Source organism: Pseudoalteromonas neustonica (genome assembly GCF_001653135.1).
In the GTDB taxonomy this organism is placed as follows: Bacteria; Pseudomonadota; Gammaproteobacteria; order Enterobacterales; family Alteromonadaceae; genus Pseudoalteromonas; species Pseudoalteromonas neustonica.
In genome coordinates, this window is the sequence record NZ_BDDS01000034.1 from 1 (window position 1) to 26,848 (window position 26,848).

Genomic DNA, 26,848 nt, shown 5'->3' on the forward strand with positions numbered 1-26,848 from the left:
GGCATCGAGTTTGCTACTTAAAGCAAGTGGATAAAATTAATATGGAGCGGCACACGAGGCTCGAACTCGTGACCTCGACCTTGGCAAGGTCGCGCTCTACCAACTGAGCTAGTGCCGCATCATATTAATTCTAAATAAATCACATAAACTAATTTATGTAATACAATTTTTATAAGTTACATTTGGCGATATAACTAAACCACAAAGTGGTGCCCGAGGCCGGACTTGAACCGGCACGACTTGTTAGTCGAGGGATTTTAAATCCCTTGTGTCTACCAATTCCACCACTCGGGCATCGAGTTTGCTATTAAAAGCATGTGGAGTGTTGAAATGGAGGCGGAACCCGGAGTCGAACCGAGGTAAACGGATTTGCAATCCGGTGCATGGCCACTCTGCCATTCCGCCCCAACGCTGGGGTAAACCATTAAAATAAACTGGAGCGGCACACGAGGCTCGAACTCGTGACCTCGACCTTGGCAAGGTCGCGCTCTACCAACTGAGCTAGTGCCGCTTTGTTTATCTAGGGGGCTATGCCCTCTCAACACGGACGCATTCTACAGAGATTATTAAACGCGTCAATACAAAAAATGCTAGTTTTGAACTGTTTGCTTGTTTTTTATCTAAAATGGTGCGTTATTATACGTTTAGACTCAATTTTTAGTCAATTCACTCCACGCAGCAATCAAATATTGCAGCATAGAAGTCACCGTTAAAAGAGTTGCGATATAAAGTAAGCCATAACTTAGATACATCATCCAGCTATCGTACTGCCATGTTAAACCAATAATGGCTAACATTTGTGCTGCGGTCTTAAACTTACCCATATTAGATACAGCCACATTATCGCGCTTGCCTTGTTCAGCCATCCATTCGCGTAAAGCTGAAATAACTATTTCTCTACTTATAATAATCAAAGCAGGAATTGTCATATACATTGATTGATAATAGCTAGATAAGGCAACCAATGCGGTGCACACCATTACTTTATCAGCAACAGGATCTAAGAATGCGCCAAAGGGTGTTGATTGTTCAAGCTTGCGTGCTAAATAACCATCCAAAATATCTGTGATAGATGCGAGCCAAAAAATAAAGGCCGCAGCAAAGAAAGCCCATGAATAGGGCAAATAAAATACCACCAAAAAAATGGGGATAAGGAAAAGTCTAAAGGTTGTGAGTGTGTTTGGAATATTCCACATAACTACTTGGGGATGTCTTTTTTTCTATATTCGCACGAAGGGCTAGCCCTTGTCATGCAAATGGTTAAATATCTTCTCAGCCATGTCAGAGCTGATCCCGGGTACTTGCTTTAATTGATCTATATTAGCAGCTTTTACTCCCTGCATGCCCCCTAAAAATTTTAATAATGTTTGGCGTCGAACTGAGCCGACTCCACCTATTTCTTCTAATAATGATTGAGTGCGTTGTTTTTGGCGCTTATTACGGTGTCCTGCTATTGCAAAACGGTGCGATTCATCACGGATATGTTGAATTAAATGCAGTGCGGGTGCATCAGAATCCATCGGAATCGTTTTTCGGCCACCATCAATTAACAAGGTTTCTAGCCCCGGCTTTCGGCTAGTGCCTTTTGCAACACCGACTAGTAGCGGCATTTTGGTATGGGCCCAAGTTGAAAAGTACTGCTCTGCACGCGATAACTGACCTTTACCACCATCAATAAAAATTACATCTGGAATTTTTTCTTCATCTACCAGTTTGTTGTAACGTTTGTTAAGTGCAAACTCCATTGCTGCGTAGTCATCACCACCGGTGATACCCGTCACATTAAAACGCCGATACTCTTTATTGTTTGGCCCTTGCGAATCAAACACAACACAACTGGCGACAGTATTCTCACCCATGGTGTGGCTTATATCAAAGCACTCCATACGATTAATGTCATCTAAGCGCAAAGTAGCTTTGAGCTGTGCATAACGTTTATTAATTGAGTCTTGCGTACTTTGCTTAACGGTGATGCTATTGAGGGCATTTTTATTAGCTAATTGTAGGTATTGTGCTCGCTCTCCCCGAGTTACAACTTTTAAATTAACTTTACGCTCACTTACTTGACTTAATGCATCGCTAAGTACGTCTATTTCGTCAATCGCAAATGGCAGTATAACTTCTTTCGCAATACGCCCTGTTGCACCTGGCGCTAAATAATACTGCCCTAAAAATGAGGTTAAAATCTCTTGTTGCTGGGAGTCTTTTGGAACCTTTGGGAAGTAGGTTTTACTACCAAGAACTTTATGATCACGGATCATAAGCAAATGAATACCATTGAGTCCATTTAAATGCGCAAAACCAACCACATCCATTTCAGCGTAATTTCCTGAAATGGATTGTTGTTCCTGCATTTTTCGTAGCAACATTATTTGATCACGTACTTTTGCAGCGAGTTCAAATTGTAATGCTTGGCTTGCGGTTTCCATTTTAGTAATTAAATCAGAAATAACTTCATGGGACTTGCCAGTCAAAAACTTGCGTACATAACTAACTTGCTGGCTGTATTCATCATCTGATACTTTATCTACACATGGCGCAGAGCAACGCTTTAGCTGATGTTGCAAACATGGTCGGCTGCGAACACGGTAATAAGCATCTTCACATTGTCGAACAGGAAATATTTTTTGCATTAAGCGCAGACTTTCAGATACAGCGCCGGCACTTGGGAATGGCCCAAAATATTCGCCCTTAACTTTGCGGCTTCCACGATGAAATGCAAGCCTTGGATGCTTGTGTGCTGTCAACAATATATAAGGGTAAGACTTATCGTCACGTAATAAAATGTTATAGCGAGGCTGGTATTTTTTTATTAAATTGTTTTCAAGCAATAATGCTTCGGTTTCAGTATTCGTCAACGTAATATCAATGTTACAAATATTACTGACTAAGGCACGCGTTTTACTGTCTGTTACAGTGCTACGAAAATAGCTACTCACGCGTTTTTTTAAATTTTTAGCCTTGCCGACATAAATAACATTGTCGTCACTATCAAGCATCCTGTAAACACCAGGTTCACTTGATAGCGTTTTTAAGAAGTGGGCGTGATCAAATTCGGCCATAAAGCAGATTAGTGAGAGCTGTCTATATCAATCATTTTATGTCGAATAGCTAAGTGAGTTAACTCAACATCGCCACTAACATTAAGTTTTTCAAACATCCTGTAACGATAGCTGTTCACCGTTTTAGAACTTAAGTTAAGACGTTCAGCAATATCTTGTACTTTTTCCCCTTTTGTGATCATTAACATGATCTGCAGCTCTCGTTCAGATAAACACTGGAATGGATTTTCATCAGTACGGCCTGTTACTTGCGCTAACGCAATTTGTTGGGCTATTTCTGGTGCTATATACCGTTGTCCAGCATTAACTGCACGGATGGCATTAACCATTTCATCTGAGCCTGCGCCCTTGGTTAAAAAGCCATGTGCGCCAATTTGCATTACTTTACTTGGGAAAGGGTCTTCACAATTCACTGTAAGTACAATGATTTTGACATCAGGGCAGTAGCGACAGATTTTTTTGGTGGCTTCTAGACCGCCGATACCTGGCATATTCATGTCCATGAGCACTATATCAGGTGAGTGCTGACGGCAAAACTGCACAGCTTCTTCACCTGTTTTAGCTTCACCAACTACTTTGAACCCACGAACGTCATCAAGAATACGCCTGATACCCGTACGTATAAGCTCATGGTCATCAACTAAAAGTACGTTAATCAATGGAACACCCTCATATAACTAAACAGCATGTCATTGTGACAATTTAATTCGCCACATTAACACAGAAAAGATGAAACGATAACTCAAATATCGTTCCATTCAGCCCACGCTACGTAAAAATACTCACTTGAGTACTCTATGTAACGTGGTGGTAATTAACTTAAGAAGACGCTTTATCGCTAAAACGATCAACCCATAATGCAATAATACCATCACCTGTGACATTACAGGCTGTGCCAAAGCTATCTTGCGCTAAGTATAGGGCAATCATTAACGCGACTGCACCTTCATTAAAGCCAAGCATACTCGTTAATAAACCTAATGCAGCCATTACAGCGCCACCCGGTGCGCCTGGGGCTGCAATCATCACAACACCAAGCATCATAATAAATGGCAACATTCCAAATAGAGATGGCACATCCATATTTGGCGACAAAAACATAACTGCCATTGCACACGTCACAATCGTAATTGTCGAACCTGACAAATGGATAGTCGCACATAAAGGAACTGTGAAGTTAGCGACATCTTCTTTAACATTATTTGCTTTACTTGCACGTAAAGACACTGGAATCGTCGCAGCGCTAGACATCGTACCTAATGCAGTAAAATAAGCTGGCAGCATGTTTTTAATTAACTCAACTGGGTTACGCTTTAACAAAATACCCGTGCCTATATATAAAACGCTTAACCAAAGCCAATGCATTACTAATGCAGCTACAAGTACTACACCAAACGTTTGCAAGGTATCAACTACTGAACCAGCAACAGTCATTTCGGCAAATACACCCGCAATATAAAAAGGCAGTGCAGGAATAATTACTTTTGCTAATAAAGCGTCTATTACATCGCGACCTTGATCTGATACTTTTCTAAGTGTTTCAAGTTGCAATTGACTCATACCAATACCAAATACAAAAGCAGTCGCAAGTGCGGTCATTACACCCATTAATGGAGGGATTTCTAAATCAATAAAACTGGCAACTTCAGTGGCCACTTCAGCTTCAAAAGTTAAACCGCCATCAAACAACGGAATAATCGCACTCACAGCCACAACAGCCAATGTTCCAGCAATAACGGTAGATCCATATGCAAAACCTACGGTTTTACCTAATAAATGGCCTGAACCTTTAGGTAAGCCGGCAATCCCTGATGCGATAAAAAATAAAATAATTAACGGGATAGTAAAGGTGATCAACTGACCAATTACTTCTTTCACAGTATAAAGGAGTTCTACACCTGTTAATGGTACATATAGACCCACTAAAATACCGGCCACTATACCGGCAATTAACTTTAAGATTAACGTCATCGTGATCACTTCATAAATTTAGATGCATAGGGTTTTATCATGTTTTAAAGGAGATGTGTCATAAAACCGCTCAAAAACAGTTTGTTTGTATAAAATAACATCGTTACACCATTGCAACATTCTTTCCTTATGTGTGTTGATTATAATTTAAAGATTTTTGCTCATTATGATCTAGTGCAACAAATTTCATATTAAGTTCCCTTATTTTTTAGTCACTAAAACAAAGGCTGGTTTTATTTCATTCAAATATAAGCCGAATAGATATATCTTATAGCCAAACTTTACTTTTATTTTTTTCGTTGCACAGTAGAGTGTGGCTATTACGGTTGATTTATTAATATATCAACCCCCGATTGAATAAACAGCACCCAAGGGAACACAATGTCTACAATTTTTGAAGATAATTCACTCACTATCGGTAATACACCATTAGTAAAACTAAATCGTGTAACCACTGGTAATATTTTTGCCAAAATTGAATCACGTAACCCAAGCTTTAGTATTAAATGCCGTATAGGTGCATCAATGATTTGGGAAGCTGAAAAATCAGGTGAATTGACTAAAGATAAAGAACTTATTGAACCAACATCAGGTAATACAGGTATTGCACTTGCGTTTGTGGCAGCATCTCGTGGTTACAAGTTAACGCTGACTATGCCTAATACTATGAGCCTTGAACGCCGTAAGCTATTAAAAGCATTGGGCGCAAACCTTGTGCTAACTGATGGCGCAAAAGGGATGAATGGCGCAATTGAAAAAGCAAAAGAAATCCAAGCAAGTGATCCTACTAAGTTTATTTTGCTACAACAATTTGAAAACCCTGCAAATCCTAAAATTCACTTTGAAACGACTGGCCCTGAAATTTTTGAAGCAACAGACGGTAAAGTTGACTTTTTCGTTGCAGGTGTAGGCACTGGCGGTACAATTACGGGTGTAAGCCGTTATTTAAAACTTGAAAAAGGCCTAAATGTAAAATCAATTGCTGTAGAGCCAACTAACTCACCAGTAATTAGCCAAACCCTAGCAGGTGAAGAAATAAAGCCTGGTCCACATAAAATCCAAGGTATTGGTGCAGGTTTTATCCCTGGGAATTTAGACCTTGAAGTAATTGATGGTGCTGAACTTGTTTCTAACGAAGATGCAATTGCAATGGCCCATCAACTAATGAAAGATGAAGGTATTTTAGTGGGTATTTCATCTGGTGCAGCTGTAGTTGCAGCAAAACGTATTGCGGAATTACCTGAGAATGCTGGCAAAAATGTTGTCGTTATTTTACCAAGCGCAACAGAGCGTTACTTGTCTAGCCCATTATTTGCAGAAGAGTTTTCTGAGCAAGAACTTGTTCAATAAACCAGTTTAATTTTAGAAAAGGTCTAGCCATTGTTAGGCCTTTTTTAATACCTAAAGTAATCCTGACTGATTATTTATAAAGCAATACTTCTCTTAGTACAACGACTGTTGAGTACTGTATTTTAACGGCTGAAACGTTTTTGCTCAGCATCTAAGCTCACATTAAGCGTTAGTAACTCGTTGCGCACCCATTGAGTATCAAGATATTGCTCCAAATGCATTTGCGCAAACTGTAAGAAGCTGCGTGCAGCATATGAAATATGCCGATCTGTACGTATTACAAAATACCAATGACTCGCCAAACTGACATCTGTTACGGTTAAAACTTTGAAACCAGCCTCTTGCGCAGGTAAAACATGACGCGACAATACCCCTATTCCCATTCCCGATGATACCGCGACTCTTATTGCCTCGTTACTTGCCATCTGTACCGTATTACTAAGTACAAGCCCACGTCTTTGCAGTTCGCTTTCAAACAACATTCGTGTGGCAGAGCCAGGCTCACGCAACAAAAACCGGTGCGATGCTAAATCAACAAGAGACAACTGCTCAGCATCCGCTAGAGGGTGATCTATTGGTGCAATAAATTCGAGTGGATTTTTTAAAAACCGAGCGGCCTGTGCATGCTCTAATGAAGGTGGGTGACTAAAAACATAAATATCATCTTCGCCGCGTTCAAAACGTGATAAAACTTCAGATCTATTACCTATTTCCAGCGGTAATTCAACATGTGGATGTAAGTTACTGTAAGGCCCGAGTAACTTAGGTAAGATATATTGAGCTGTATTGACCATCGCAATTTTACATCGCCCACGCTCGCCGCCTTTAATTTCGGACAGTAAATCACTATAGTCGTCAAAATGACCAAACACCTGCTGACATGTTCTAAATAATGCTAAACCCGCTTCTGTAACTTGCAGTTTTTGCTGTTTCATGTAGACCAATGGCTCTCCTACAGCCTCTTGTAAACGCTTTATTTGCAATGAAACTGTCGGCTGCGTTAAGTGTAAACGTCGTGCAGTTTCACTTATTGAGCCCGTTTTTACAACGCTCATAAAAACTTCAAGTAATCGAAATGAAATATGCCTGAGATCCATTATTACGCCTTTAATAAGTAATAAATATTAACCCATAGATAATATACTATACCTTCCTATCATTCATTTTATTATTTGCTATGCAAAGTTTTCTCTACAATAGTCCTACTTCAAACCCACAGGAGAGAGTTGTGCCAGATATTGTTGTTATGTTTTTTGTTTTAGGATTAGTCGCCGGTGTCTTACGTTCGGATCTTACTATCCCTAAAGCAACATACGAGACACTGAGTTTATTATTAATGCTTACGATTGGCTTGAAAGGTGGCATGGTACTGCATGGTAATTTAAGTTGGCAACTACTCCCCGAGATGGGCTCAGTTATGCTAATTGGCGCACTCATTCCATTAGCTCTTTACCCTATTTTAAAGTATGTAGTTAAGCTATCCGTCGCGAACAGCGCAAGTATTGCAGCCCATTACGGCTCAGTTAGCGCCGGTACTTTTGCGGTAGCCCTTGCCTACGCGGAATCTGCTCAACTCGCTGTTGGGGCAGAGGTAACTCTCTATTTAGTCATGTTAGAGCTTCCTGCAATTATAGTTGGCTTGCTACTTTATAGGCGCTTAGACAAACAACATAGCTCTGAAAATACATTATCACTCAAAGCTCTGTGGCATGAGACGCTAACTAATAAGAGCGTTATTCTACTGGTAGGTGGTGTGATAATCGGTATGATGTACGGTACACAGCAGGGCAGCCAAGTAACGGGGTTATTAACAAATAGCTTTAAAGTCGTACTTGCTCTATTTTTGCTAGAAATGGGTTTAACAGCGGCACAAACATTACGTCCTATTCCTTGGCACCATTGGAAGCTGGCTTTTTTTGCCATCGTTACCCCGTTAGTATTAGGTGCCGTGGGTGTGACTGTTGGCACACTTTTAGAGTTAGAGCTTGGTTCGGTGGTTATTCTTGGAAGTTTAGTGGCCAGTGCTTCATATATTGCGGCTCCTGCTGCCATTAAAGCCGCGATACCGAAAGCAGATATTGGCCTTGCTATGCTAAGTTCACTCGGTGTTACCTTCCCGTTTAATGTACTTATCGGTATAGGTTTGTATCACCAGCTTGCCGTGGCGATGCAATAACCCACGTCATTCAGTTTAAAAGAAGCACCTAAGGTGCTTCTTTTGCCTGAAAAAATAAATCTCATGCTCTAGCTTACCTGGCCGATATATAAATAACACTTGCTTATACTCACTTTAAATTTGCTCAATATTATGGATAATATTAATAGAACGACCATGGCACTTAACATCAACTTATACGCTAAACAACGCGTATCGCCACAAATCACAGCCCAACAACCATCAATACAAAATGTAAGTTTGCCAAATAGTCACGTCTCTATTTCTGAGCAGGGAAAAGACAAGCTCAATCAAGAAAATAAACAGATAAATAAAACCGAATTAGGAGAAAGTATAGCCAAGCAGCTATATGACAATGCGCAACATGGCGTTGATAAAAAAGAGGACGAAACGAGTCAAGATCCAACCGATAGAATGATTGCTAAATTAAAAGAGCAAATAGCTGAGACACAAAAAGAGCTACAAAAACTGAGTGACGATGAATCTGAGCAAGCAGTAGAACAAAAGAAAATACTTCAAAATAAAATCATTGATTTAAATGGGCTACTGCTAAGTCTGATGGAAAAAAAACTTAAGAAATCTAAAACAACTTAATTACTAAAACAAGGTGTTAGCTTACAGCCATCATAAAAAAATATAGCCCGCAGGTAATAGAATACCTAACCCAATCCACAGTGATTTAACCCCTAGAGGAGAATATTTACCTTTAACCATAAATAAGCCACTCAAAGCGAGAAAAATCAGTAATCCGGCAAATATGTCAGAAAATATTACCCACGATTCTTTTGTTTCATTTAGGTGTAAGCGATTAAATGCTTGAAATATATGCCTTGCTTCAATGCGTTCATAAGTAATAGAGCTTGTGGCTAAATTCACACTTAGGTTATTACCATTTTTCAAAAACACTTTAAATTCATCTTTTGCAGACCAGTATGAAGCTTTTACTTCGACATTAGCTTCAACATGAGATAGCACCTGTAAAATTAACTCACTATCGTTTTCTTCATGCCACTGTGTGCCCGCTGCATCAATGTGTGTCACATCGACTCTATAATTGGGGTTCCAATCATCTTTATGGTTTACAGCGATCCCCGATACTGAAAAAATAAGAATCAAGCCAACACAAAAATAGCCTACATCACGGTGCAGACTACGATTTAATTTATACCAATTTGTGGTACTACTCAAGGATGTCTACCGCACTTGGATTTAATTGATAAATAGCCATTGGTTCCGTAACACTGCTTGGATCAAAGTCGTCACCAGCTTTTTGAGCTCTGTGCGCCATAACAGTTTTTGTGCGCTCCAGGGTCAGTTCAATTTTTTTAAGTTCTCCCGTTGCAATTGCTTTGCGGCCTTTAGCAGTCATAGGAAACACCATGTCACCATCGTTGACTTTAATCCGTAAATTTTGAAAGCGCTGATCTGATGCCAATGACATCCAGCAACCTCTTTTTTCGCAAACACCTACAATTGTTCCTTCTATAGTAACGGGCGTGGCTAAATAATCATCCGGATCATTCATTATCGTTGAAATCTTGGTAATATTGCCCGCGTTGACCTCTCCACCAAAGTGAAGCGTGCCTGCTGATACGTTAAACGCAAATCCACTGAATAAAAGCACAGCACAAAAAATCGTTTTAGCCTTTTCAATCCAAATTTTCATTTAAAATTCCTTATCGACTTAAAATTTATAAACTAGCTAAAGTAATAAACACTTTATGCGCTTTACATATGCAGAACCCATCGCACTTTAATGCAAATAAAAACCATTTTCAATAAATTAACGATAGAATAATTACTCAGCGCTTTTATTTTTAAAAAGTTTACCGTTTTCTTCCCATTCAATTGCCCACTCATGAACCCTATAAAGTTTAATTTTTGCAGTTGTCATTGCAACACCAAACGCAACGGGAACTAAAAGGTAATATAAAGGGCCCAAACCGAGTAATATACATCCAATGATGTACACAAGTGCGCCAATAACACCGACTGATATACGGTGTTTAACTTTGTAAGTTCTACCCACGAAACGAGCAAAATAGCCTATAATCAAAGGGGATAAAAATAGCATAATCAGTAACAAACCTCCCATTTCCATAAATAAAAAATAAACCGCAATAGCCGGCAATGAGCCTGATAAAGCGCCTAAAAAAGCTAATTTTGGATTTGCATGCTCGTTAATTTCTGTAAAAGCAGCCTCCATTTCTTCAATCGAAAATCTCATTATTAAAATTACCTAATCATTCTTGACGAGTAAAAACACTTATTATTTCATGAGTTATTTTTATAGACAATTTTTTATGTCCCTTTAAAAAAAGCTTTTTGAACCACTAGACCAACTCTGGCCATTTAATTGCCATGCTGTTTTTACTATTTTTGCAGCTGAGTTCTTCATTGCCTTGATAGTTTTTGCATCCCCAAAACTGCCCTTTTGCACTGCTGCGTAGCACCATTTCAGCGTCGCATTTATCACACGTTGGCACTAAGTGATTACAGCGTGTATTTACACATAGTTTAAAACCCGTATAGCGACTTCGAGTCATGGGACTTTGACATTGTTCGCAGGGTTTTTCTGTATGTTCACAACGTGGATAGTGCGAGCATGAATAAAACACACCAAACCGCCCTGTTTGTTTTTTTAATACACCGCCATTACAGCGCATACAGTTCATATCCTCGCCGTGGAGTTGATCCACCTCAGTGCTAAATTCATGCTGTTCTATGTCATGTTCAGCTATTAATTCAGTAACAAAACAGCTGGCATTGGCCATATCGGCGATAATATACGCACGATGTTTGGCTCGCGTTAGTGCTACGTAAAATAACCGCCGTTCTTCTGCATAAGTAAACGCTTCTTTCGCTGGTAATAAAGCCTCTAAAATTGCAGGTGTGGCTTTTTCACTCGGAAATCCATGCTTGCCTTTTTGTAACCCGATAATGATCACGTAATCAGCTTCTTTGCCTTTTGAGGCATGAAAAGTCTGCGATTGAATCTTTAACAATGGGTATTTAGCGTACATGGTTTGAATATCTGTCTTACTTGGCAGTTGGAACCAAAATCGCGCTAAAAAATACACCGTTGTTGGTTTGCATGTTTTAGTATGAATTGCATTAAGCACCTCATCAATCGCGCCATTTACAAGCTCAGGTATATCACTGTGATAATTACTTTTAAAAACAGCTGGCGCGTTACTTCCTCGCTTTAATAATGACACCGCTGACTGTGAAACGTGCGTTAAAGAAGTAATCGTTTTATTAAGCTGCGCTGGGTTTTTACTAATAAAGGCAGAGGCAACCTCGCCTATTTTATTATTAAAACGAAACGTGGTATCCAAGGTGGTTTGCGAGGTAAAACCAAAGTAGTTAGCAAACTCAGTGGTTAGCTTAATATCAGCCCCACTAAAACGATAAATTGCTTGCCAGTCATCGCCTACCGCAAATACCGAGCTACCTTTGAGGCTATCGCGCAATGCTTTAACTAATCGGGCTCTTGCCTCAGATATATCCTGAAATTCATCAACCATAATATAACGCCAAGGCGATTTAAACTTACCTGCCTCTACATACTCAATTGCTTTGATAATCATATCTTCAAAGTCTATTTCGCCGCGCTGCTGCAAGTGAGCATTGTAGTGAGTGAGAATCGGCTTTAATAACGCTAGTGCCTTCGTTGTTTGCTTGACATCAAGCGAACGTTTAAGCACTTTCACTTCATCCGTAGCACTTAAATATGCGCCTTTATATAAGCTGAGTAATTGAGCAAATAATCCCGCTAATACAGTGACTCTCCCCGTCTCTTTTAAACTTTCAAGCAGTGATTCAACTGGCAGCATCTGAGTGTGCACGTTAACACTTTTTAGTGCCTGCTCAAGTTCACTTAACAACGCACCTTGTTTATGTTGCCCATAGGTCAGCGCTATACAGTGAGTGTTATTACTGGTATGGGTGGTGTTTTTCCAGTCCATTGCGTTGTGATATTGGGCTTTATCAATATACGAGGCGGTATTACCGGCCTCATCAATGCCATAATACTCAATGTATATATCGTACTCAGGTAAATAAAAGTCCGGCTTATATTGTCTACGATCAATAGTTTTAACCGCCACTTTGTAAGGCGCTTCGTATTGATAATCTATACCGTGATAAAAAAGCCAATTAGCAATGTAAAGCTCACCAAAGCTTTTTACTTTGTCACCTTTGAGGCTGCGGATATCATTATCATTTAAGTAGCTGTAATAATCACCTAAGGTTTTGAAATCAAATTCATTCTTTTCAACGTAATAATATTTACTAAAATAATCTAACACCAACTTACGGTACGTTGCACTCTTTTCAATCAGTGATTCAAAACATTGTTGCACCCATTTAGCTTTGGCTTTTTCGTCTTCAGCAAATACACTCATGCTAGGTTTAGCCTGTTCAACCTGTGAGATAATCATTAGGCCAACACTATGAAACGTCGCCGCTTTTATTTTATCCGTAGCAAGTTTTTGTTGAATACGTTCATCCATTTCATCTGCGGCTTTTCGGCCATACGCCAAAAGTAAAATATCACTGTAACGCGCTTGCTGGCTTTGCACTAAAAAACCAGCGCGCCCTATCATCACGCTGGTTTTACCTGTGCCAGCACCAGCCAATAACAAATTGTTATCGTCATCAATCACACAAGCATGTCTTTGTCTTAGCGTTAACGGGTTTGCTTCAATACAGTCAAAAAACTCGTGGTGTAATTTAAGTTGTTTGGTCACGTATTTTTGTTGCAAATAGTATGTAAGGGCATCATCCCAATGAGCATATTGCTCTAATACCTTTATTTTTTTATTGACTAATTCAAGGGCTGGACTGTTTTTAACCCACGGTAGCCATCGGCTGTGTTCTTGCAGCGCAAGCTGCTTAATGCGACTCACATGAGACTGGCGCAAATATCGCTGATTAACCAGTTTGGTTACTTTATTTAAAAAGGCATCAAGCTTTACTGTATTCGCATTAACCCAATATTGTTCACACTGTGCACGTATTGCCCTATGAGTGCCATACGCACGCATTGAAAAAGTGTAGCTGTGTTGCGCTGTAGCAAAGCGAACGGTTTGGCCCAAAATGCCATACGCAAACGACAGCGGTGCAACCAGCTCATTCCAACTAATATGGATGATTGAGTTACCTTGACGAATAACGAGTGTATGTTGATCAAAGGCTAAGGAAGCTTGTTTCGAAAATAAACGCCCAAGCAGGCTAAATGCAATAGAATCCATTAACTGCTGAATTCCTAATTTAAAAGAGTCAATTGCTGGTATTTTAAGTTAATCAGCAAAGTAAGTGTAAAAATAACGGTGTTTATTTTGTCTGCTTTAGCGTGGATTCACCGATACAGTTTTTTATGAGGGTTTAAAAAGAACATTTTCTTCCAACCTTGGTTTTGAGTGGTCATCAACCAAGGATATGGTAATAAAGATAAAATAGAGTAATGCACATGAGGTTGCTTACCTGCAGCATTGCCTGTATCTCCCAAACTGCCAATGACTTCGTTGACCGAAACATAATCGCCAGCACTGACCGAGTAATCCTCTAAATGGGCAAAGTAATGAATTCTCCATTTAGGCCCAAGTAATGCCACCACTTTTCCACCACGTTTTAATTCACCAGAGTACACCACGACTCCGCTCACGGCTGCAACCACTGGCGTGTGTTTTTTACCAAAAATATCTATCCCTTTGTGTACGCCAGATCTCCCCCATGGTTCATACCAAAAGGTAGTGTGATTCCAGTCATTCGCCGTAGCACCTTGCACTGGAATAACTATTTTTTCAGGTATTAATAAACCTATGGTTAATAAAATAATTAAAACAACTATAAAAATTTTTATTCCTTTCAAACTTCACTCCAGACGGCTTCTGTCAGTAACTTCATCATATGAACCTATACTAACGTAAAACACAAACTATTCAGCTTTTATATAAAATTTTAATCCCCTGTTTCTATTAGCTTATAAATACAAGTAAATTATATATTTGCACTTCAAACAGATTTAGCTACCTTTAATGTAACTGTATAAAAAAGAGTATGTTATGGACGTACGTTCAATAAAGTTCTTAATGACCTCCATTTTTGGAGGGCTGATTGTATTACTTTCGGCACTTACATTTTTAATTTTTTACTTAAACGCGGAGTTAAAAGAAATTGAAAGTGCCACTGAGAACCGCTATTTAGCTTATCAAGCTGCAGATGAGCTCCGCCAAAGCTCAGATGAACTAACTCGTTTAGGCCGAACATACACAATCACGGGGGATGAAAAATACGAAAAAATGTATTTTGATGTACTTGCTATTCGTAACGGGGATAAACCTCGGCCAGTCAATTATCATACAATTTATTGGGATCTCGTTCTTGACTATGGTAATAAACCCAAGCCCGATGGCTCAAGGGATAACCTTATTAACCGAATGAAAGAGCTTGGATTTTCTAAAGTCGAGTTGTCTTTATTAGAAGAAGCTAAAAAAAATTCAGATGGTTTAGTTCAGTTAGAAGTTGAGGCAATGAATGCGGTTAAAGGAAAATTCAAAGACTCAAACGGTCAGTTTACTCAGTTAAGGGAACCTGATCTAAACTTTGCCTCACAACTTGTCCACTCAGACGAATATCATGAATTCAAAGCAAACATAATGAAACCAGTTGATAAATTCTTTACTCAACTTGAAAGCAGAACCAGTCAGCGATTAAAGAAAATTGAAGATGAAGTCCGCTCTTTACTTATTGTTGCGGTTTGTGTGGTGATTTTCTCTTTATCATTTTGTATGGGAGGGCTCTACGTTGCGCGTCGTCGCGTGACAAAACCAATCATAGAACTAGGTATTGCGTTTAATGCAATTGGTGAGAGTAATAATTTAACAACCACAGTCCAAGAGCAAGGTGTGTCTGAAGTAAAAGAAGTTGCATCTATAGTAAACAGAATGCTTAGCAGTTTTAGATCAACCATACAAGCTATAGCTGTAGCAAGCACTCAAATGACCTCGGTAGCTAAGGAAGTATCGCAGTTTGTAAAAGATAACCGCAACATAGCACACGAACAAAGCGCTAAATTGGAAAGTATTGCCACCGCAGCGGAACAAATGACAGCCACTTTAAATGATGTAACCCAAAACACAGTAAGCACTGCAGATTATACTAATACAGCTGAAGACGAGGCACGTAAAGGCCTTGAAGTCATGACCCAAACAAATAAAAGTTTCGCTGAACTCTCTGAACGCTTTGAGTCAACGGCACAGATTATCGCTGATTTAACCGAGCAAAGCGGACAAGTTTCTAGCGTAGTTGAAGTTATCAAGGCAATAGCCGAACAAACTAATTTACTTGCTTTAAATGCAGCTATTGAAGCAGCCCGCGCAGGCGAACAAGGGCGAGGATTTGCAGTTGTTGCTGACGAAGTGCGATCTCTTGCTCAAAGGACACAAGAATCCACCGCAGAAATAGCCAACATTATCGAACAGCTTCAAACAAAGGCTAATACTGCAAATGGTGCTATTGATATAAGTAAAAACCAAGTTAAAGCCACTGAGTCTCAAGTATCAGATTCACAAGATGTTTTACAGGTTATTTTTAATACTGTGTCAAAAATTAGGGATCTTAGCAATGGGGTAGCAAGTGCATCTCAAGAGCAGCTCTCAGTAACTGAGAATATAAATGCAAATATAAACGAAATGAGTCAACTATCACAAGATTCTGCTCATAAACTCGATAACTTTATGACCATTGTACAACAAATGGAAAAAACAGGAAAAGAACTACACGCAAGTGCCTCACAATTTAAAGCTTAAATGATTTATACGCCCTGAGTTTATCGGCTCAATGCAGCAAGTAAATTTTGCTTCCTAAAAGTTATAAAAAACGCCGGCAAGTAAACTTGCCGGCCTTGAAAATATAAAATAGAAATACCTAAATTATTTTTTCTCTAATCGTTTTTGCAGATTTAACGCTGCATCAGCTGCTAGTAAACGCATAAACTCTGAGCCATTAGCCTGTTCACCTTGCCCACCACCGATCATAATTTCAGGCACTAAACGGCTATTACCTAAACTTTTAAATAATGCTGTTTGAATTTTAACTTCTGCTTTTAATGTTTCATCAAATACATATTTAGGATCAAGTGCCGCAGACTTCGCTCTTTGACGCGCTTCAGCAAGTACATCCATACCTAATGCTTCTAAACGTTGTTGTTTTAAAATCTCAGCCTGCTCTTTAGCAAGTTCGGCCTTAACCGCTACACGTTGCTGCGCTGAAATAATTGCATTTGCTTTTACACGCTCAGCATCAATTTGCTCTTTGATCTTTAGCTTCTCTGATTCTGCGCGCTGCTTAGCAATTGCTTGCTCACCTAAAGCCACTTCAGTTCGTGCTTGCTGCTCTGCTTTTTTAAGGTTTTGTCGCGCAAGTGCTTCATCTGCCGCCGCTTGCTTTTGTGCCTCAAGACGTGCGTTTACTTTACTTTCGTAATCAATATCGATGATACTCGCATCTACAACCGTAATCCCATACGCACCTAAAATAGGTGCATTACGCAATGCGTTACCTTCAGCATCTTTACGAATATTAATAGTTACTCGTTGTTGTTTGCTTAGGTTATTAAGATCATCTGTTTTATCACGCTCGCCTGTACTTATTATTTGCTCAGTCACAAAAATACCATTTGTAAGCTGATCAGAGAAATCTTGGCTTAATTGACCATTACCGCCAGAGTAATGCTGCTCTACTGACATCATACGCGCCGACGCTTTTACATTTTCAGTGGTTGCACGCATTAATAAATTTGAGATGAGCGTTTCTTGCGAACCAAATTCTTCATGTATTTTAAGTAGTCCACGAAGAGTACCTGACTCACCCGCAGGTACATTACCAGGCAGTCTAAAACGTGAGACTCCTCTTGCGCCACCAGTTGTAGTATCCAAAAAGCGAATTGGAATTAACGGCACAATAGCACTGGCAGTTGCGGTGCTGTCGCCTGTAAAGTTAATTGAAATAACTTTTTTATACGCCGAAGTAGTACCAAACGCTTTTAAATAAGGGCCAGCTTGATCAATCACCGTTAAATTACCGGTAAAGGCTGATTGATGAACCAACCGTTCATCTGCTTCATTCCACGAAATAACTTGTGAGGTCAATGTTGCAATCACTACGAGTACGATGACAATGGCACTAATTAAAATTACGCTACGACGACCAAAGCGCCCCATAAAAGATCCTTTATTTGCTTGTGTAGCGGGTTGTTGCTGGCTATCCATTTTTATTACTCTCCATATTTAATTTCTTTTTAACAAAATAAATGATTTCTTGCTCGCTTAATTGCGCACAAAAACTTCCTGAACGGTGTAACTCAATAAATGTGGTCAGGATATCTTCTTTGCTCTTGCGTGCTTTATCTTCGTTTTCTTGCGTTTGATTTTTTTCGGTAAGTTGAGTTATCAAGTCATCTACTATCGTATCTTTATCAAATAACACATTGTATTCTTTAGATTTACTGACTCGTGTTCTATGTATGTTACTGTAAATAACATAAAGCGACGAGCACAATATAACAATAAGTATACTTATCCCAATGATATACAGAATCATAAAATCTACTTATATAATTTGAATTGTTGATTTTTATAACAACTATAAAACGCTGTTTACAGATGTTAAGTTAATAATTTTACAGGATAACGCAGAAAAAAACAGAATAAAAAATATTGCATCAGCTGTAGCTATACGTAACTTACCCCACAATGTAGAATTCAGCATTGGTTTAACAGCTATTTGTACGAGTTATTGCGCAAACTCGAAACAATACTCGGCGGCTTCTATTTGTTGAGTATTATAAAAATCATTGGGGAGTTGAAAATGCCTTTGGGTGTGTTCTAAATTGAGTGCCTTAATATTTGCCATAAGTGCTTGGCGTTTTTCAATCCACTGACTTGAAAATCTTGGGTTATTAATAAAATGAGATACAGCTCTAAATTCAAAGTAAATGGTTCTGCGTATTGCTGAACTCTCCTGCCTTCCCGAACAGTGGGCGGTATTTACATGATGAATAACCACATCCCCTGCTTTGGCAGTCACATTCACGCTTTGTAGTCTAGAATCTGATAGCTGGCGTTTTATATCGCAAACACACAATTGGCTACAATGAGAACCAGGAACTACTTTTAACGCTCCTTGCTCTGCTATCGCATCGTCTAAATATATTCCAAGTGTGATAATAGGTTCTTGCGTTTTTACGGCCATATCACGGTGCCAGTCGAAACCAAGTGAGTCTAATGAATTTTTAATAACGATAGACTCATAGCTAGGTAAAACCGGTTCGCCAACAATAGCCTCAACATAACTCATTAGTTTGGTGTGTGCTAATAAACAAGCAAACCGAGGCTGAAACTGAAAAAGTGAATTAATACGGTAAACAAAAGGTTCGCCTGCTTGTTGCATAATGGCAACATTATTAAGCGACCTCCCAGCTAAATGTTGTGACTTTACATCGTCAGTCAAGTGTTGGCAAAAATGCCCAAGCGCAACAACTTCACTCGGTTCTATCACTTGTTTTATTAGCACAAACCCCTGCTGTTTTAACTGTTCTGATACTAATTTAGTTTCCATCTTTAAAACCTCCTTATTCGTTATATTGTTGTGGTCAACTAATACAGCACAGTAGCTTATCTAAATTCAGGCCTAATTAAGGACTGTGTAGTAATTTTTAACAACACAAGACTCCCAACAATATATTTAGCAGGCAGTTTGGTGGACTCAGATCGCACAAAAAAGTAGATAATGAGTGGAAAAAATCACCGACTGCATAGTTAATCCATAATTTTGTTTAAATAATTTAAAAATACCAGTTAGCGTAGACTAACTGGTATTTTTTTGTGGCTAAATGATCACTGTTAACATTATTTTATAGTTTCAGCTTTTTTCTTCGTAAAACAAATAACCCTAACAAAGTTAAAGTTAGAAAATTAAGTAAACCACCTGAATTTTTAGCTTCGGGGTCTGTTACATCAGGTTTTGGCGCAACAACTACAGGTGGAGTCGTATTTGCTGTAAATACAACTTCGCTTTGTTTGGTGGCAGTCTGGCCGTGTTCATCCATGACTTTTAGTTCAACAGCATAAGTGCCATCTTGTATGAAGTCATGTTCAAATTTGCCAAGCTCACTCACGACATCGGCATCTATCGTCCATTCGTATGTCAACTGAGATCCATCTAAATCACTACTCAGCCCAGCATCAAAGTTACACACATATATTTCGCACGCCTCGCTAAAATTAGCTTCTGGTTTAATGAGTTCTTGCACTTGAGCATTTATTTCAATGCTTTGTGTAGTACCAAACTTATTAGTGAGTTGATAGGTGACTTTGTTCTCGCCCAGTTGAGGCATTACAGCCGTAAATTGCTCTTCATTGTAGCTATTATCAGCAAATTGCCATAAATATGAGTAACCACCAAATTTGTTGCCTGCTTTAAACTCACATTTTGCGCCTTCACATGTTGCTGTCGCTCGGAGTGTTGGTAAGCTCGCATCTAAATTAAATGCTGATACGGGCCCTACTTGCCCTGTTATATCTTTCCCTTGAAAATACAGTGTGATTTTTCCATCAATTAAGTCTGATTGATTAAATGTAGCAATAACATTTTCTGTTTTAGCGTCGGCGTTGCCATCTAAAAATGTCGCTAAACGGGTATTTCCTGCACTTGGGTATTCGTTAAGACTGTATTTTACTGTTGCAATGTTATCTGCGACTAAATCACCATTGAGCTTACTAAAGCGCTCTTCTGTTACGCTAACTTTAACTTCAATGTTACCACCAACACTGCCAACGACCTCAATAGATTCAATATCAGGCCCTTGGGTTAATAAGTATGGGGCTTCCACTACTTTTGCCGCATATAAAAGCGCTTTTAGATTATCGGGTTTTAGTGTTTCTTGGTAATAATCACATGACTGAAAAAAGTCAGTACCTAACTCAAATGTAATATGCGCAATACCCAGCTCTCCGTACGCCAAGCTATCCGACGTACCATCTGTAGCATATAAGCCTATCGATTGTTGTGGTAAGTAATTATTGAAATATGCAAGCTTTTTACCAAGCGATTCAAGCCCAGCTTGGTTTGGAGCTGGTTTATCAATATTTCCCCAAGGCCAAAGTATGAGGCGGCTGTAGCTGTGAATATCAAGGTATAGGCCTTGTGTATCACTTGGCGCAGCATCATCGTCATTTGTGCCTCTCACATCAGGATATAACTTGCGTATATAATCTTCTATCGCAGCCACTTCAGGTTCAGACGCGCCGCTTTTACCGCGATATGTTGCTTGGCAAGCTTGCCCGCTAGATCCCCCTTCAACCGTATTCCAACCAAATGAATAATTACGATTGAGATCAACCCCCACATTCCCCGATGGGCAATGGTTTTCGTTGTGATTTTTGCGTTGTAAGTAGCCTGCCTCAGCAATTTTTCGACCATCAGGGTTACTTTGAAATAATATATGAATTTGATGACGCTCTAAAATCCATGCGATATCCGGATTTGTTTTCGCATCATTAAGTAGCATTTTAGCAAAGTCGAGAGTGAGGCCTGCTGTCGCATATTCTCTGGCATGTAATGCGCTTTGAATAAATAACACGGGTGGATTATCAAGGTTTTTATTACCTATTTTTAATACTTTTAGATCGTAACCTGAGCCACCATTTATTTTTTGCCAACTATCACCAATGTCTACCCATTGCGTTATATCTGGATATTGCTGCGTTAACTGCTCGACGCTGGCAAGTGTTTCTTCAACTGTTGCATAACATGCAAACCCTGGGATCCCCGATGTTTGTACACTTTGAGATACATGCTGTTCCTGCATTTTTTTTACTTTACTGTGCCATAAAGCATCTGCTGGTGTCAGTTTAATACCCTTGCTTTGTAAGCGTAAAACATCCTGATTTGATAACTGTAATAAAATGCCATTTCGTTCATCAGATAAAAGTGCATGATGAAAGCTTATGCGCGTTTTTATTTCTTGTTGTTCATTATCAAACGTCGCTAAATAAACTGGATCTTGTACTCCAGCCAGCGATAAAGTACTTGCTAATAAAAGAGGGGCTACAAATAGCATTCTGAATAACCAATGTCGTTAGTATTATTTTAACTAAAATATAACATTTAAGTTAAAACTTAAATGTTTAGTTCCCAAATAAATGTTAAATGAGCTTTTTAAGCTTTAACTTCCTCTATGTATTCTAACCATTCTATCTATACTTTAATTAAACATCATATTTGCAGCCATCACTAACAATAATACTGCAAAGATTTTTTTGATCATTGGTACAGGTAGATGATGTGTTGCTTTGGCACCTAGAGGCGCCGTAAACCAAGACGTGCAAATAATACCGAATAAAGCAGGTAAATATACAAACCCAGCAAACCCATCTTCTAAAGCAAAATGACTACTGCCTGAGCTGATATAACCTATCGATCCAAATAATGCGATGACAATACCGCAGGCAGAAGCACATCCTATCGCTTTTTTCATATCGAGTGAGAAAAACGTCAATAGTGGCACTAGAAGTGCGCCACCGCCAATCCCAATCATGGCTGACAAGCCGCCTGTAATCGTTGTAAAAAAGGTTAACAGGCCTTTGTTAGGCATTTTACGCTCAACAGGGGAATCACTTTTACTGCTTAAAAACATCTTCAACGCAATCAGTGTCACGCTCACTGCAAACACAATACGCACGGTTGCCTCTGGTAATAATGCGGCTAAAAAACCACTGATAAGCGCGCCAAAAGCAACCCCTGTCATTATCCAAGGGGCAAGTTCCCAAGGTACATTGCCATTTTTATGATGCGCTATTGCTGACGACGTTGAGGTGAATAATATTGACGCCAATGATGTTGCAATTGCAACGATAACAACCTGTTCAGCAGGTAAAATAGCTAAATAAAGTAAAATACTGCTTAATATTGGGACAATGACAAGCCCACCGCCAATGCCTAACAGCCCTGCTAAAAAACCTACGCCGCTGCCTAATATCGCGCAGTATAAAATTAACAACATCAATTCACTCATTCTATTCTTCTCTTATTATATTTAGGGACTACTACATGACATAATTGCAGTGTTTTACGCAGTAACATAATTGCTCAATTGCAAAGTACTTAAGCTAAATTAAGGTTAACTTTTAAGCTCGCTACATACGCCGCGAGTATATCAATATAACCACGCCCCGCTCACTCTTTTGACTAAGATGAGCCCTGAATATTCTTCATGTTTTACATGAAATAAATACACATTAAACATCTAGAAGTCTAGAAGTTCAGAAATCCTTGTGAGATTTTTAGCGTTTTATCCAATTCGATGAATCGCTATTAAGTAACATCGTAAAATTATAATAAGCAATGAATATGGCTCATGTTTTATGTGAAATAAAACCGTTTTTCTTCATGTACCGATCCACGTATAAATTACACAACGCTTAGCGCTAGACAACATACAGCCCCCCCTTCATTGGGCGTAAACAAAAAGGCTGTGACGGTTACTAACTAATTAAATCATAAAAATTGATTGGAAAGTCCAGCAAGCGTAACCCATAAACTAATTTTAAATCAGACAATTGGATACTAGACCACCATGAACAAAGACTTCACATTTACTATTAAGAGCATTTGTCTTGATGAAGATTATCACCCATCAGACAATACCCGTATCACCACTAACTTTGCTAATTTGGCCAGAGGTAGTCACCGCCAAGCTAACTTACGCAACGCTTTAAAGATGATTGACAACAGTTTTAATGCCTTAGCAAATTGGGATAACCCTAAGGGCGATCGCTATTCTGTTGAACTTGAAATTATTTCTGTTGATATGGACATTGAAGGCAGTGGCCAAACTTTCCCATCAATTGAAGTATTGAAAACGAATATTGTTGACCATAAAACAAATAAACGCATTGAAGGCATTGTAGGAAATAACTTTTCTTCTTATGTACGCGATTATGATTTTAGCGTATTGCTACAAGAACATAATAAAGATCAACCACAATTTAGCATTCCAGATAATTTTGGCGAATTGCATGGCAAGCTCTTTCAATACTTTGTAAATTCAGCTGTTTACAAACAAAACTTTAGTAAACCGCCGGTTATCTGCCTAAGTGTATCGGATAATAAAACGTATCATCAAACTGAAAATCAGCACCCAGTATTAGGTGTTGAGTATCAGCCAAATGAGTCGTCTTTAACTGAGCAATATTTCAAAAAAATGGGCCTGCAAGTTCGCTATTTTATGCCTGCAAACAGTGTAGCGCCTTTGGCATTTTATTTCTTTGGTGATTTGCTTAATGACTACACGAGCCTTGAGCTTATCAGTACCATAAGCACAATGGGCACCTTTCAAAAAATCTACCGCCCTGAAATATATAATGCCAATGCAGCTGCAGGAAAAGCGTATCAACCAAACCTAAAGAACTTAGATCATTCATTAACACAAATTGTTTATGATCGAGAAGAGCGCAGCAAACTCGCTAATGAGCAAGGAAAGTTTGCCGAAGAAAAATTTATCAAACCATACCAAACTGTGCTTGAACAGTGGTCTGCTAGCTACGCTTAATTGCTCGGTTGAAAATCAATCCAAATTTACGGCATTATTTATTATGAAAACACAGACTAATAACACACTATTACCCACTTCAACCGCAGGCAGTTTACCTAAACCTGCTTGGCTTGCAGAGCCAGAAACGCTTTGGTCACCTTGGAAATTACAAGGCGATGAATTAATTGCAGGCAAACAGGATGCGCTACGTTTGTCATTACAAGATCAACAACATGCAGGTATTGATATTGTGAGTGATGGCGAACAAACACGCCAACACTTTGTAACCACCTTTATTGAGCACCTCAACGGTGTTGACTTTGAAAAACGTAAAACCGTTAAAATTCGCGATCGCTATGATGCCAGTGTACCAACAGTTGTAGGCCCTGTTAGTCGCCAAAAGCCTGTATTTGTTGAAGATGCCAAGTTTTTACGCAAGCAAACCAATCAGCCAATTAAATGGGCCCTGCCAGGACCTATGACGATGATAGATACACTCTACGATGACCACTATAAAAGTCGAGAAAAGCTTGCATGGGAATTTGCTAAAATTCTCAACCAAGAAGCCAAAGAATTAGAAGCGGCAGGTGTAGATATTATCCAATTTGATGAGCCTGCATTTAATGTATTTTTTGATGAAGTCAATGAATGGGGTATCGCCTGTTTAGAAAGAGCGATTGAAGGCCTTAAATGCGAAACAGCAGTCCATATTTGTTACGGTTATGGCATTAAAGCCAACACTGATTGGAAAAAAACCTTGGGCTCTGAGTGGCGACAATATGAAGAGGCTTTTCCAAAACTACAAAAGTCTAATATCGATATTATCTCACTAGAGTGTCACAACTCTCATGTACCAATTGAGTTGCTTGAACTCATTCGCGGTAAAAAAGTAATGGTAGGCGCGATTGACGTTGCAACCAATACCATTGAAACACCTGAAGAAGTAGCAGCCACCCTGCGCAAAGCACTTAAATATGTTGATGCCGACAAGCTCTACCCTTGTACCAACTGCGGCATGGCCCCGCTACCTCATCACGTAGCAAAAGGGAAACTAGATGCCTTAAGTGCAGGTGCAGAGATAGTCAGAAAAGAGCTTTCAGCTTAGACGCAATAATAATAGAGTTGCCTTTAGGTTTGTTCTGATCCAACGCAAGTAAATGCTCTATTTATTTAAAACGAAGCCTCATTTTTACGAGGCTTCTAAGCTTACTTTGAAATAAAAATAGCCACTGCTTGGCTAAAATTAATAGCAACACAATATAGAACAGCATTTCTTCTAGCCGAATTAAGTTATTATTTTATCCCAATTACTCCAACCCCCCAGTGATATTAGCGCGTGTTGACCTTTGTGGATTGAAATTTATTCAATCTAGAGGCGATTTAATCGCGGCGCGAGGTGTGTAACCTAGACCATGCGCTTTTATGTGTAAATTCCTTCTGCTGTTTTGTTGATTTCGCACCACTGAGCCCTACCGACTCCTGAAGAGTATGATTAGCATCATTTCATCATTCAAACCTATAAACTCCATTGCCCGTGTGCCATAATCTAAATAATTCATGAATTTAGTAACTTGGCGGCATTTAAACCGTTTCAAGCTAACTTAAAGGGTTTTTAAATGGCTTATCAAGAGCAAAATCAAGCAACTATTTACTGGCACGATTATGATACTGAAACATTAACCAACTGTTTTATAATGCTATAATAAAAAACAAAAAAATAATTTATACACATATTTATACACATCACCTTTTCTCTGTTTCATAATCCATTTACCTATTCTACTACTGGCTCCAGTGTACTTTTCAAGCTGCTCGCTGTTGATTTATGCCCTGTAAATTCTGCTTTTGTTATTGGAGGCCCTGCCCCCATACTCCCATGACCGTGAGTTTCTAAGCTTTGGTTTATGTCTTTTACCAGACTTATTAAATCAAGGAGTACTTTAGCCACGTTTACTGAGCTGTCACCCAACCAAACTGTTTTTCCTTCGACCTTTGCTAGCTCTGTCGATTTTGCATGCAGGGTTTTTAAGGTTTCTAAATTCATATTTTCGGTGGCGTGGGCGCTGAACTCTTTTAGTGTTTTTAAGTTTATATTTTCGGTGGCTTCAATATCGACCTGTTTTTTGCTGCCGAGTAATAAACCTTCAAGTGCAACGATTAAGGCTTTTTCGCCAACCACGGTTTTTAATGCGCCCATTACTTCGGTGATTTGGTTGCCATCTATTTTTGTAATGTCGTGGCTGTCTATGCTGCAGATGCGTTCGTGGTAGTTTTGTTCGCTTTTGCGTGCTGTTATTTTGCTCGTGTCACTCGTTTGGGTTATATCTCCGTCGGTGGTTAAGTGCCAATTGCCGTCGCGCCCTTGTAGTTTGCTGCGGTTATTTTGTTGCAAGGTTAAGTCGCTGCGTTTGTGTTCTGGCACGAGACTTTGCCATGGTAATAAATTGGTGATCACAGGATGGCTGTTTAGCCCATCGATGTACTGTATTAAGCAGTGCATGCCTGGCATGGGTTCGTTTAATAAACCATGATCGGATGCTTGCCCTGTGCCGAGTGTTACTTGCTGAAATACGGGCACGGCTAATGGCTCACCTGTTAGCGGGTTTAAAAGCTGTACATCGGCTGCTTTTAACGGCCTAAATGCAGTGCTGATTGCAGCCCCGTCACTTGGTAGGTCGTATATTTTTTCTA

At 39.3% G+C, this 26,848-nt stretch carries 22 protein-coding genes and 4 tRNA genes; 6 read left to right on the plus strand and 20 right to left on the minus strand.

Going from position 1 to position 26,848, the window contains the following annotated elements; genetic code table 11:
* Positions 1 to 42: 42 nt before the first annotated feature.
* The 8 genes from A7967_RS21485 to A7967_RS21520 form a co-directional block, all read right to left on the minus strand.
* Positions 43 to 118, minus strand: a tRNA-Gly gene (locus tag A7967_RS21485).
* 89 nt (positions 119 to 207) lie between these two features.
* Positions 208 to 294: transfer RNA gene (locus A7967_RS21490), tRNA-Leu, on the minus strand.
* Between the two features lie 37 nt (positions 295 to 331).
* Positions 332 to 405: transfer RNA gene (locus A7967_RS21495), tRNA-Cys, on the minus strand.
* A 30-nt stretch (positions 406 to 435) separates the two neighbouring features.
* A tRNA-Gly gene (locus A7967_RS21500) sits at positions 436 to 511 on the minus strand.
* A 139-nt stretch (positions 512 to 650) separates the two neighbouring features.
* Positions 651 to 1,196 (minus strand): CDP-diacylglycerol--glycerol-3-phosphate 3-phosphatidyltransferase, encoded by a 546-nt coding sequence (pgsA, locus tag A7967_RS21505; RefSeq protein WP_054205697.1) that lies wholly within the window; start codon positions 1,194 to 1,196, stop codon positions 651 to 653.
* A gap of 42 nt (positions 1,197 to 1,238) precedes the next feature.
* Positions 1,239 to 3,062, minus strand: a complete 1,824-nt coding sequence (gene uvrC / locus A7967_RS21510; protein WP_054205696.1) for an excinuclease ABC subunit UvrC — start codon at positions 3,060 to 3,062, stop codon at positions 1,239 to 1,241.
* 8 nt (positions 3,063 to 3,070) lie between these two features.
* Positions 3,071 to 3,721: a UvrY/SirA/GacA family response regulator transcription factor gene (uvrY, locus tag A7967_RS21515; protein WP_054205695.1), complete on the minus strand. Its 651-nt coding sequence runs from the start codon at positions 3,719 to 3,721 to the stop codon at positions 3,071 to 3,073.
* A 160-nt stretch (positions 3,722 to 3,881) separates the two neighbouring features.
* On the minus strand, positions 3,882 to 5,033 hold the full coding sequence (locus A7967_RS21520; protein ID WP_054205694.1) for a dicarboxylate/amino acid:cation symporter: 1,152 nt from the start codon (positions 5,031 to 5,033) through the stop codon (positions 3,882 to 3,884).
* Between the two features lie 381 nt (positions 5,034 to 5,414).
* On the opposite strand from A7967_RS21520, the gene cysK reads away from it, so the two are divergent.
* Positions 5,415 to 6,383, plus strand: coding sequence for a cysteine synthase A (cysK, locus tag A7967_RS21525; RefSeq protein WP_054205693.1), 969 nt, complete (start codon positions 5,415 to 5,417; stop codon positions 6,381 to 6,383).
* A gap of 122 nt (positions 6,384 to 6,505) precedes the next feature.
* Here the strand turns inward: cysK and A7967_RS21530 are convergent, their stop codons facing one another.
* Complete coding sequence (locus A7967_RS21530; RefSeq protein WP_054205692.1) at positions 6,506 to 7,480, minus strand: LysR family transcriptional regulator; 975 nt, start codon at positions 7,478 to 7,480, stop codon at positions 6,506 to 6,508.
* A gap of 131 nt (positions 7,481 to 7,611) precedes the next feature.
* Here A7967_RS21530 and A7967_RS21535 point away from each other — a divergent pair, with 131 nt between their 5' ends.
* The gene (locus A7967_RS21535) at positions 7,612 to 8,559 is read left to right on the plus strand and encodes a sodium-dependent bicarbonate transport family permease (protein WP_054205691.1); all 948 of its coding nucleotides are present in this window, start codon (positions 7,612 to 7,614) and stop codon (positions 8,557 to 8,559) included.
* A 156-nt stretch (positions 8,560 to 8,715) separates the two neighbouring features.
* Positions 8,716 to 9,153 carry a hypothetical protein gene (locus tag A7967_RS21540; protein WP_064436089.1) on the plus strand — a complete coding sequence of 146 codons (438 nt, stop codon included), beginning with the start codon at positions 8,716 to 8,718 and terminating at the stop codon, positions 9,151 to 9,153.
* A 30-nt stretch (positions 9,154 to 9,183) separates the two neighbouring features.
* Here the strand turns inward: A7967_RS21540 and A7967_RS21545 are convergent, their stop codons facing one another.
* From A7967_RS21545 to A7967_RS21565, 5 genes are all read right to left on the minus strand, one after another.
* Positions 9,184 to 9,747 carry a PepSY-associated TM helix domain-containing protein gene (locus tag A7967_RS21545; RefSeq protein WP_054205689.1) on the minus strand — a complete coding sequence of 188 codons (564 nt, stop codon included), beginning with the start codon at positions 9,745 to 9,747 and terminating at the stop codon, positions 9,184 to 9,186.
* The gene (locus A7967_RS21550; RefSeq protein WP_054205688.1) at positions 9,740 to 10,225 is read right to left on the minus strand and encodes a DUF4920 domain-containing protein; all 486 of its coding nucleotides are present in this window, start codon (positions 10,223 to 10,225) and stop codon (positions 9,740 to 9,742) included. Before A7967_RS21550 ends, A7967_RS21545 begins: the two co-directional genes overlap by 8 nt.
* 132 nt (positions 10,226 to 10,357) lie before the next feature.
* Positions 10,358 to 10,786: a hypothetical protein gene (locus A7967_RS21555; protein WP_054205687.1), complete on the minus strand. Its 429-nt coding sequence runs from the start codon at positions 10,784 to 10,786 to the stop codon at positions 10,358 to 10,360.
* A gap of 106 nt (positions 10,787 to 10,892) precedes the next feature.
* Positions 10,893 to 13,814: a UvrD-helicase domain-containing protein gene (locus tag A7967_RS21560; RefSeq protein WP_064436090.1), complete on the minus strand. Its 2,922-nt coding sequence runs from the start codon at positions 13,812 to 13,814 to the stop codon at positions 10,893 to 10,895.
* A gap of 107 nt (positions 13,815 to 13,921) precedes the next feature.
* Positions 13,922 to 14,434 (minus strand): M23 family metallopeptidase, encoded by a 513-nt coding sequence (locus A7967_RS21565; protein ID WP_082916358.1) that lies wholly within the window; start codon positions 14,432 to 14,434, stop codon positions 13,922 to 13,924.
* 193 nt (positions 14,435 to 14,627) lie between these two features.
* Between A7967_RS21565 and A7967_RS21570 the strand changes: the two genes are divergently transcribed.
* Positions 14,628 to 16,373: a methyl-accepting chemotaxis protein gene (locus A7967_RS21570; protein WP_054205685.1), complete on the plus strand. Its 1,746-nt coding sequence runs from the start codon at positions 14,628 to 14,630 to the stop codon at positions 16,371 to 16,373.
* A gap of 123 nt (positions 16,374 to 16,496) precedes the next feature.
* Here the strand turns inward: A7967_RS21570 and A7967_RS21575 are convergent, their stop codons facing one another.
* From A7967_RS21575 to A7967_RS21595, 5 genes are all read right to left on the minus strand, one after another.
* Positions 16,497 to 17,834, minus strand: a complete 1,338-nt coding sequence (locus A7967_RS21575; RefSeq protein ID WP_054205684.1) for an SPFH domain-containing protein — start codon at positions 17,832 to 17,834, stop codon at positions 16,497 to 16,499.
* Positions 17,827 to 18,165, minus strand: coding sequence for a hypothetical protein (locus A7967_RS21580; RefSeq protein ID WP_054205683.1), 339 nt, complete (start codon positions 18,163 to 18,165; stop codon positions 17,827 to 17,829). Before A7967_RS21580 ends, A7967_RS21575 begins: the two co-directional genes overlap by 8 nt.
* A 192-nt stretch (positions 18,166 to 18,357) precedes the next feature.
* Positions 18,358 to 19,182: a phytanoyl-CoA dioxygenase family protein gene (locus A7967_RS21585; RefSeq protein ID WP_064436091.1), complete on the minus strand. Its 825-nt coding sequence runs from the start codon at positions 19,180 to 19,182 to the stop codon at positions 18,358 to 18,360.
* A 295-nt stretch (positions 19,183 to 19,477) separates the two neighbouring features.
* Entirely contained in the window at positions 19,478 to 21,685 is a 2,208-nt protein-coding gene (locus tag A7967_RS21590; protein WP_064436092.1) for a M14 family zinc carboxypeptidase, read from the minus strand.
* A 144-nt stretch (positions 21,686 to 21,829) separates the two neighbouring features.
* Positions 21,830 to 22,639 carry a sulfite exporter TauE/SafE family protein gene (locus tag A7967_RS21595; RefSeq protein ID WP_054205680.1) on the minus strand — a complete coding sequence of 270 codons (810 nt, stop codon included), beginning with the start codon at positions 22,637 to 22,639 and terminating at the stop codon, positions 21,830 to 21,832.
* Between the two features lie 561 nt (positions 22,640 to 23,200).
* On the opposite strand from A7967_RS21595, the gene A7967_RS21600 reads away from it, so the two are divergent.
* Both A7967_RS21600 and A7967_RS21605 read left to right on the plus strand, forming a co-directional pair.
* Positions 23,201 to 24,175: a DUF1852 domain-containing protein gene (locus A7967_RS21600; protein ID WP_054205679.1), complete on the plus strand. Its 975-nt coding sequence runs from the start codon at positions 23,201 to 23,203 to the stop codon at positions 24,173 to 24,175.
* A 43-nt stretch (positions 24,176 to 24,218) separates the two neighbouring features.
* Complete coding sequence (locus tag A7967_RS21605) at positions 24,219 to 25,262, plus strand: methionine synthase (RefSeq protein WP_054205678.1); 1,044 nt, start codon at positions 24,219 to 24,221, stop codon at positions 25,260 to 25,262.
* Between the two features lie 669 nt (positions 25,263 to 25,931).
* Here the strand turns inward: A7967_RS21605 and A7967_RS21610 are convergent.
* Positions 25,932 to 26,848, minus strand: a 917-nt coding sequence (locus A7967_RS21610; protein WP_064436093.1) for a hypothetical protein, incomplete at its 5' end; no start/stop codon positions are given.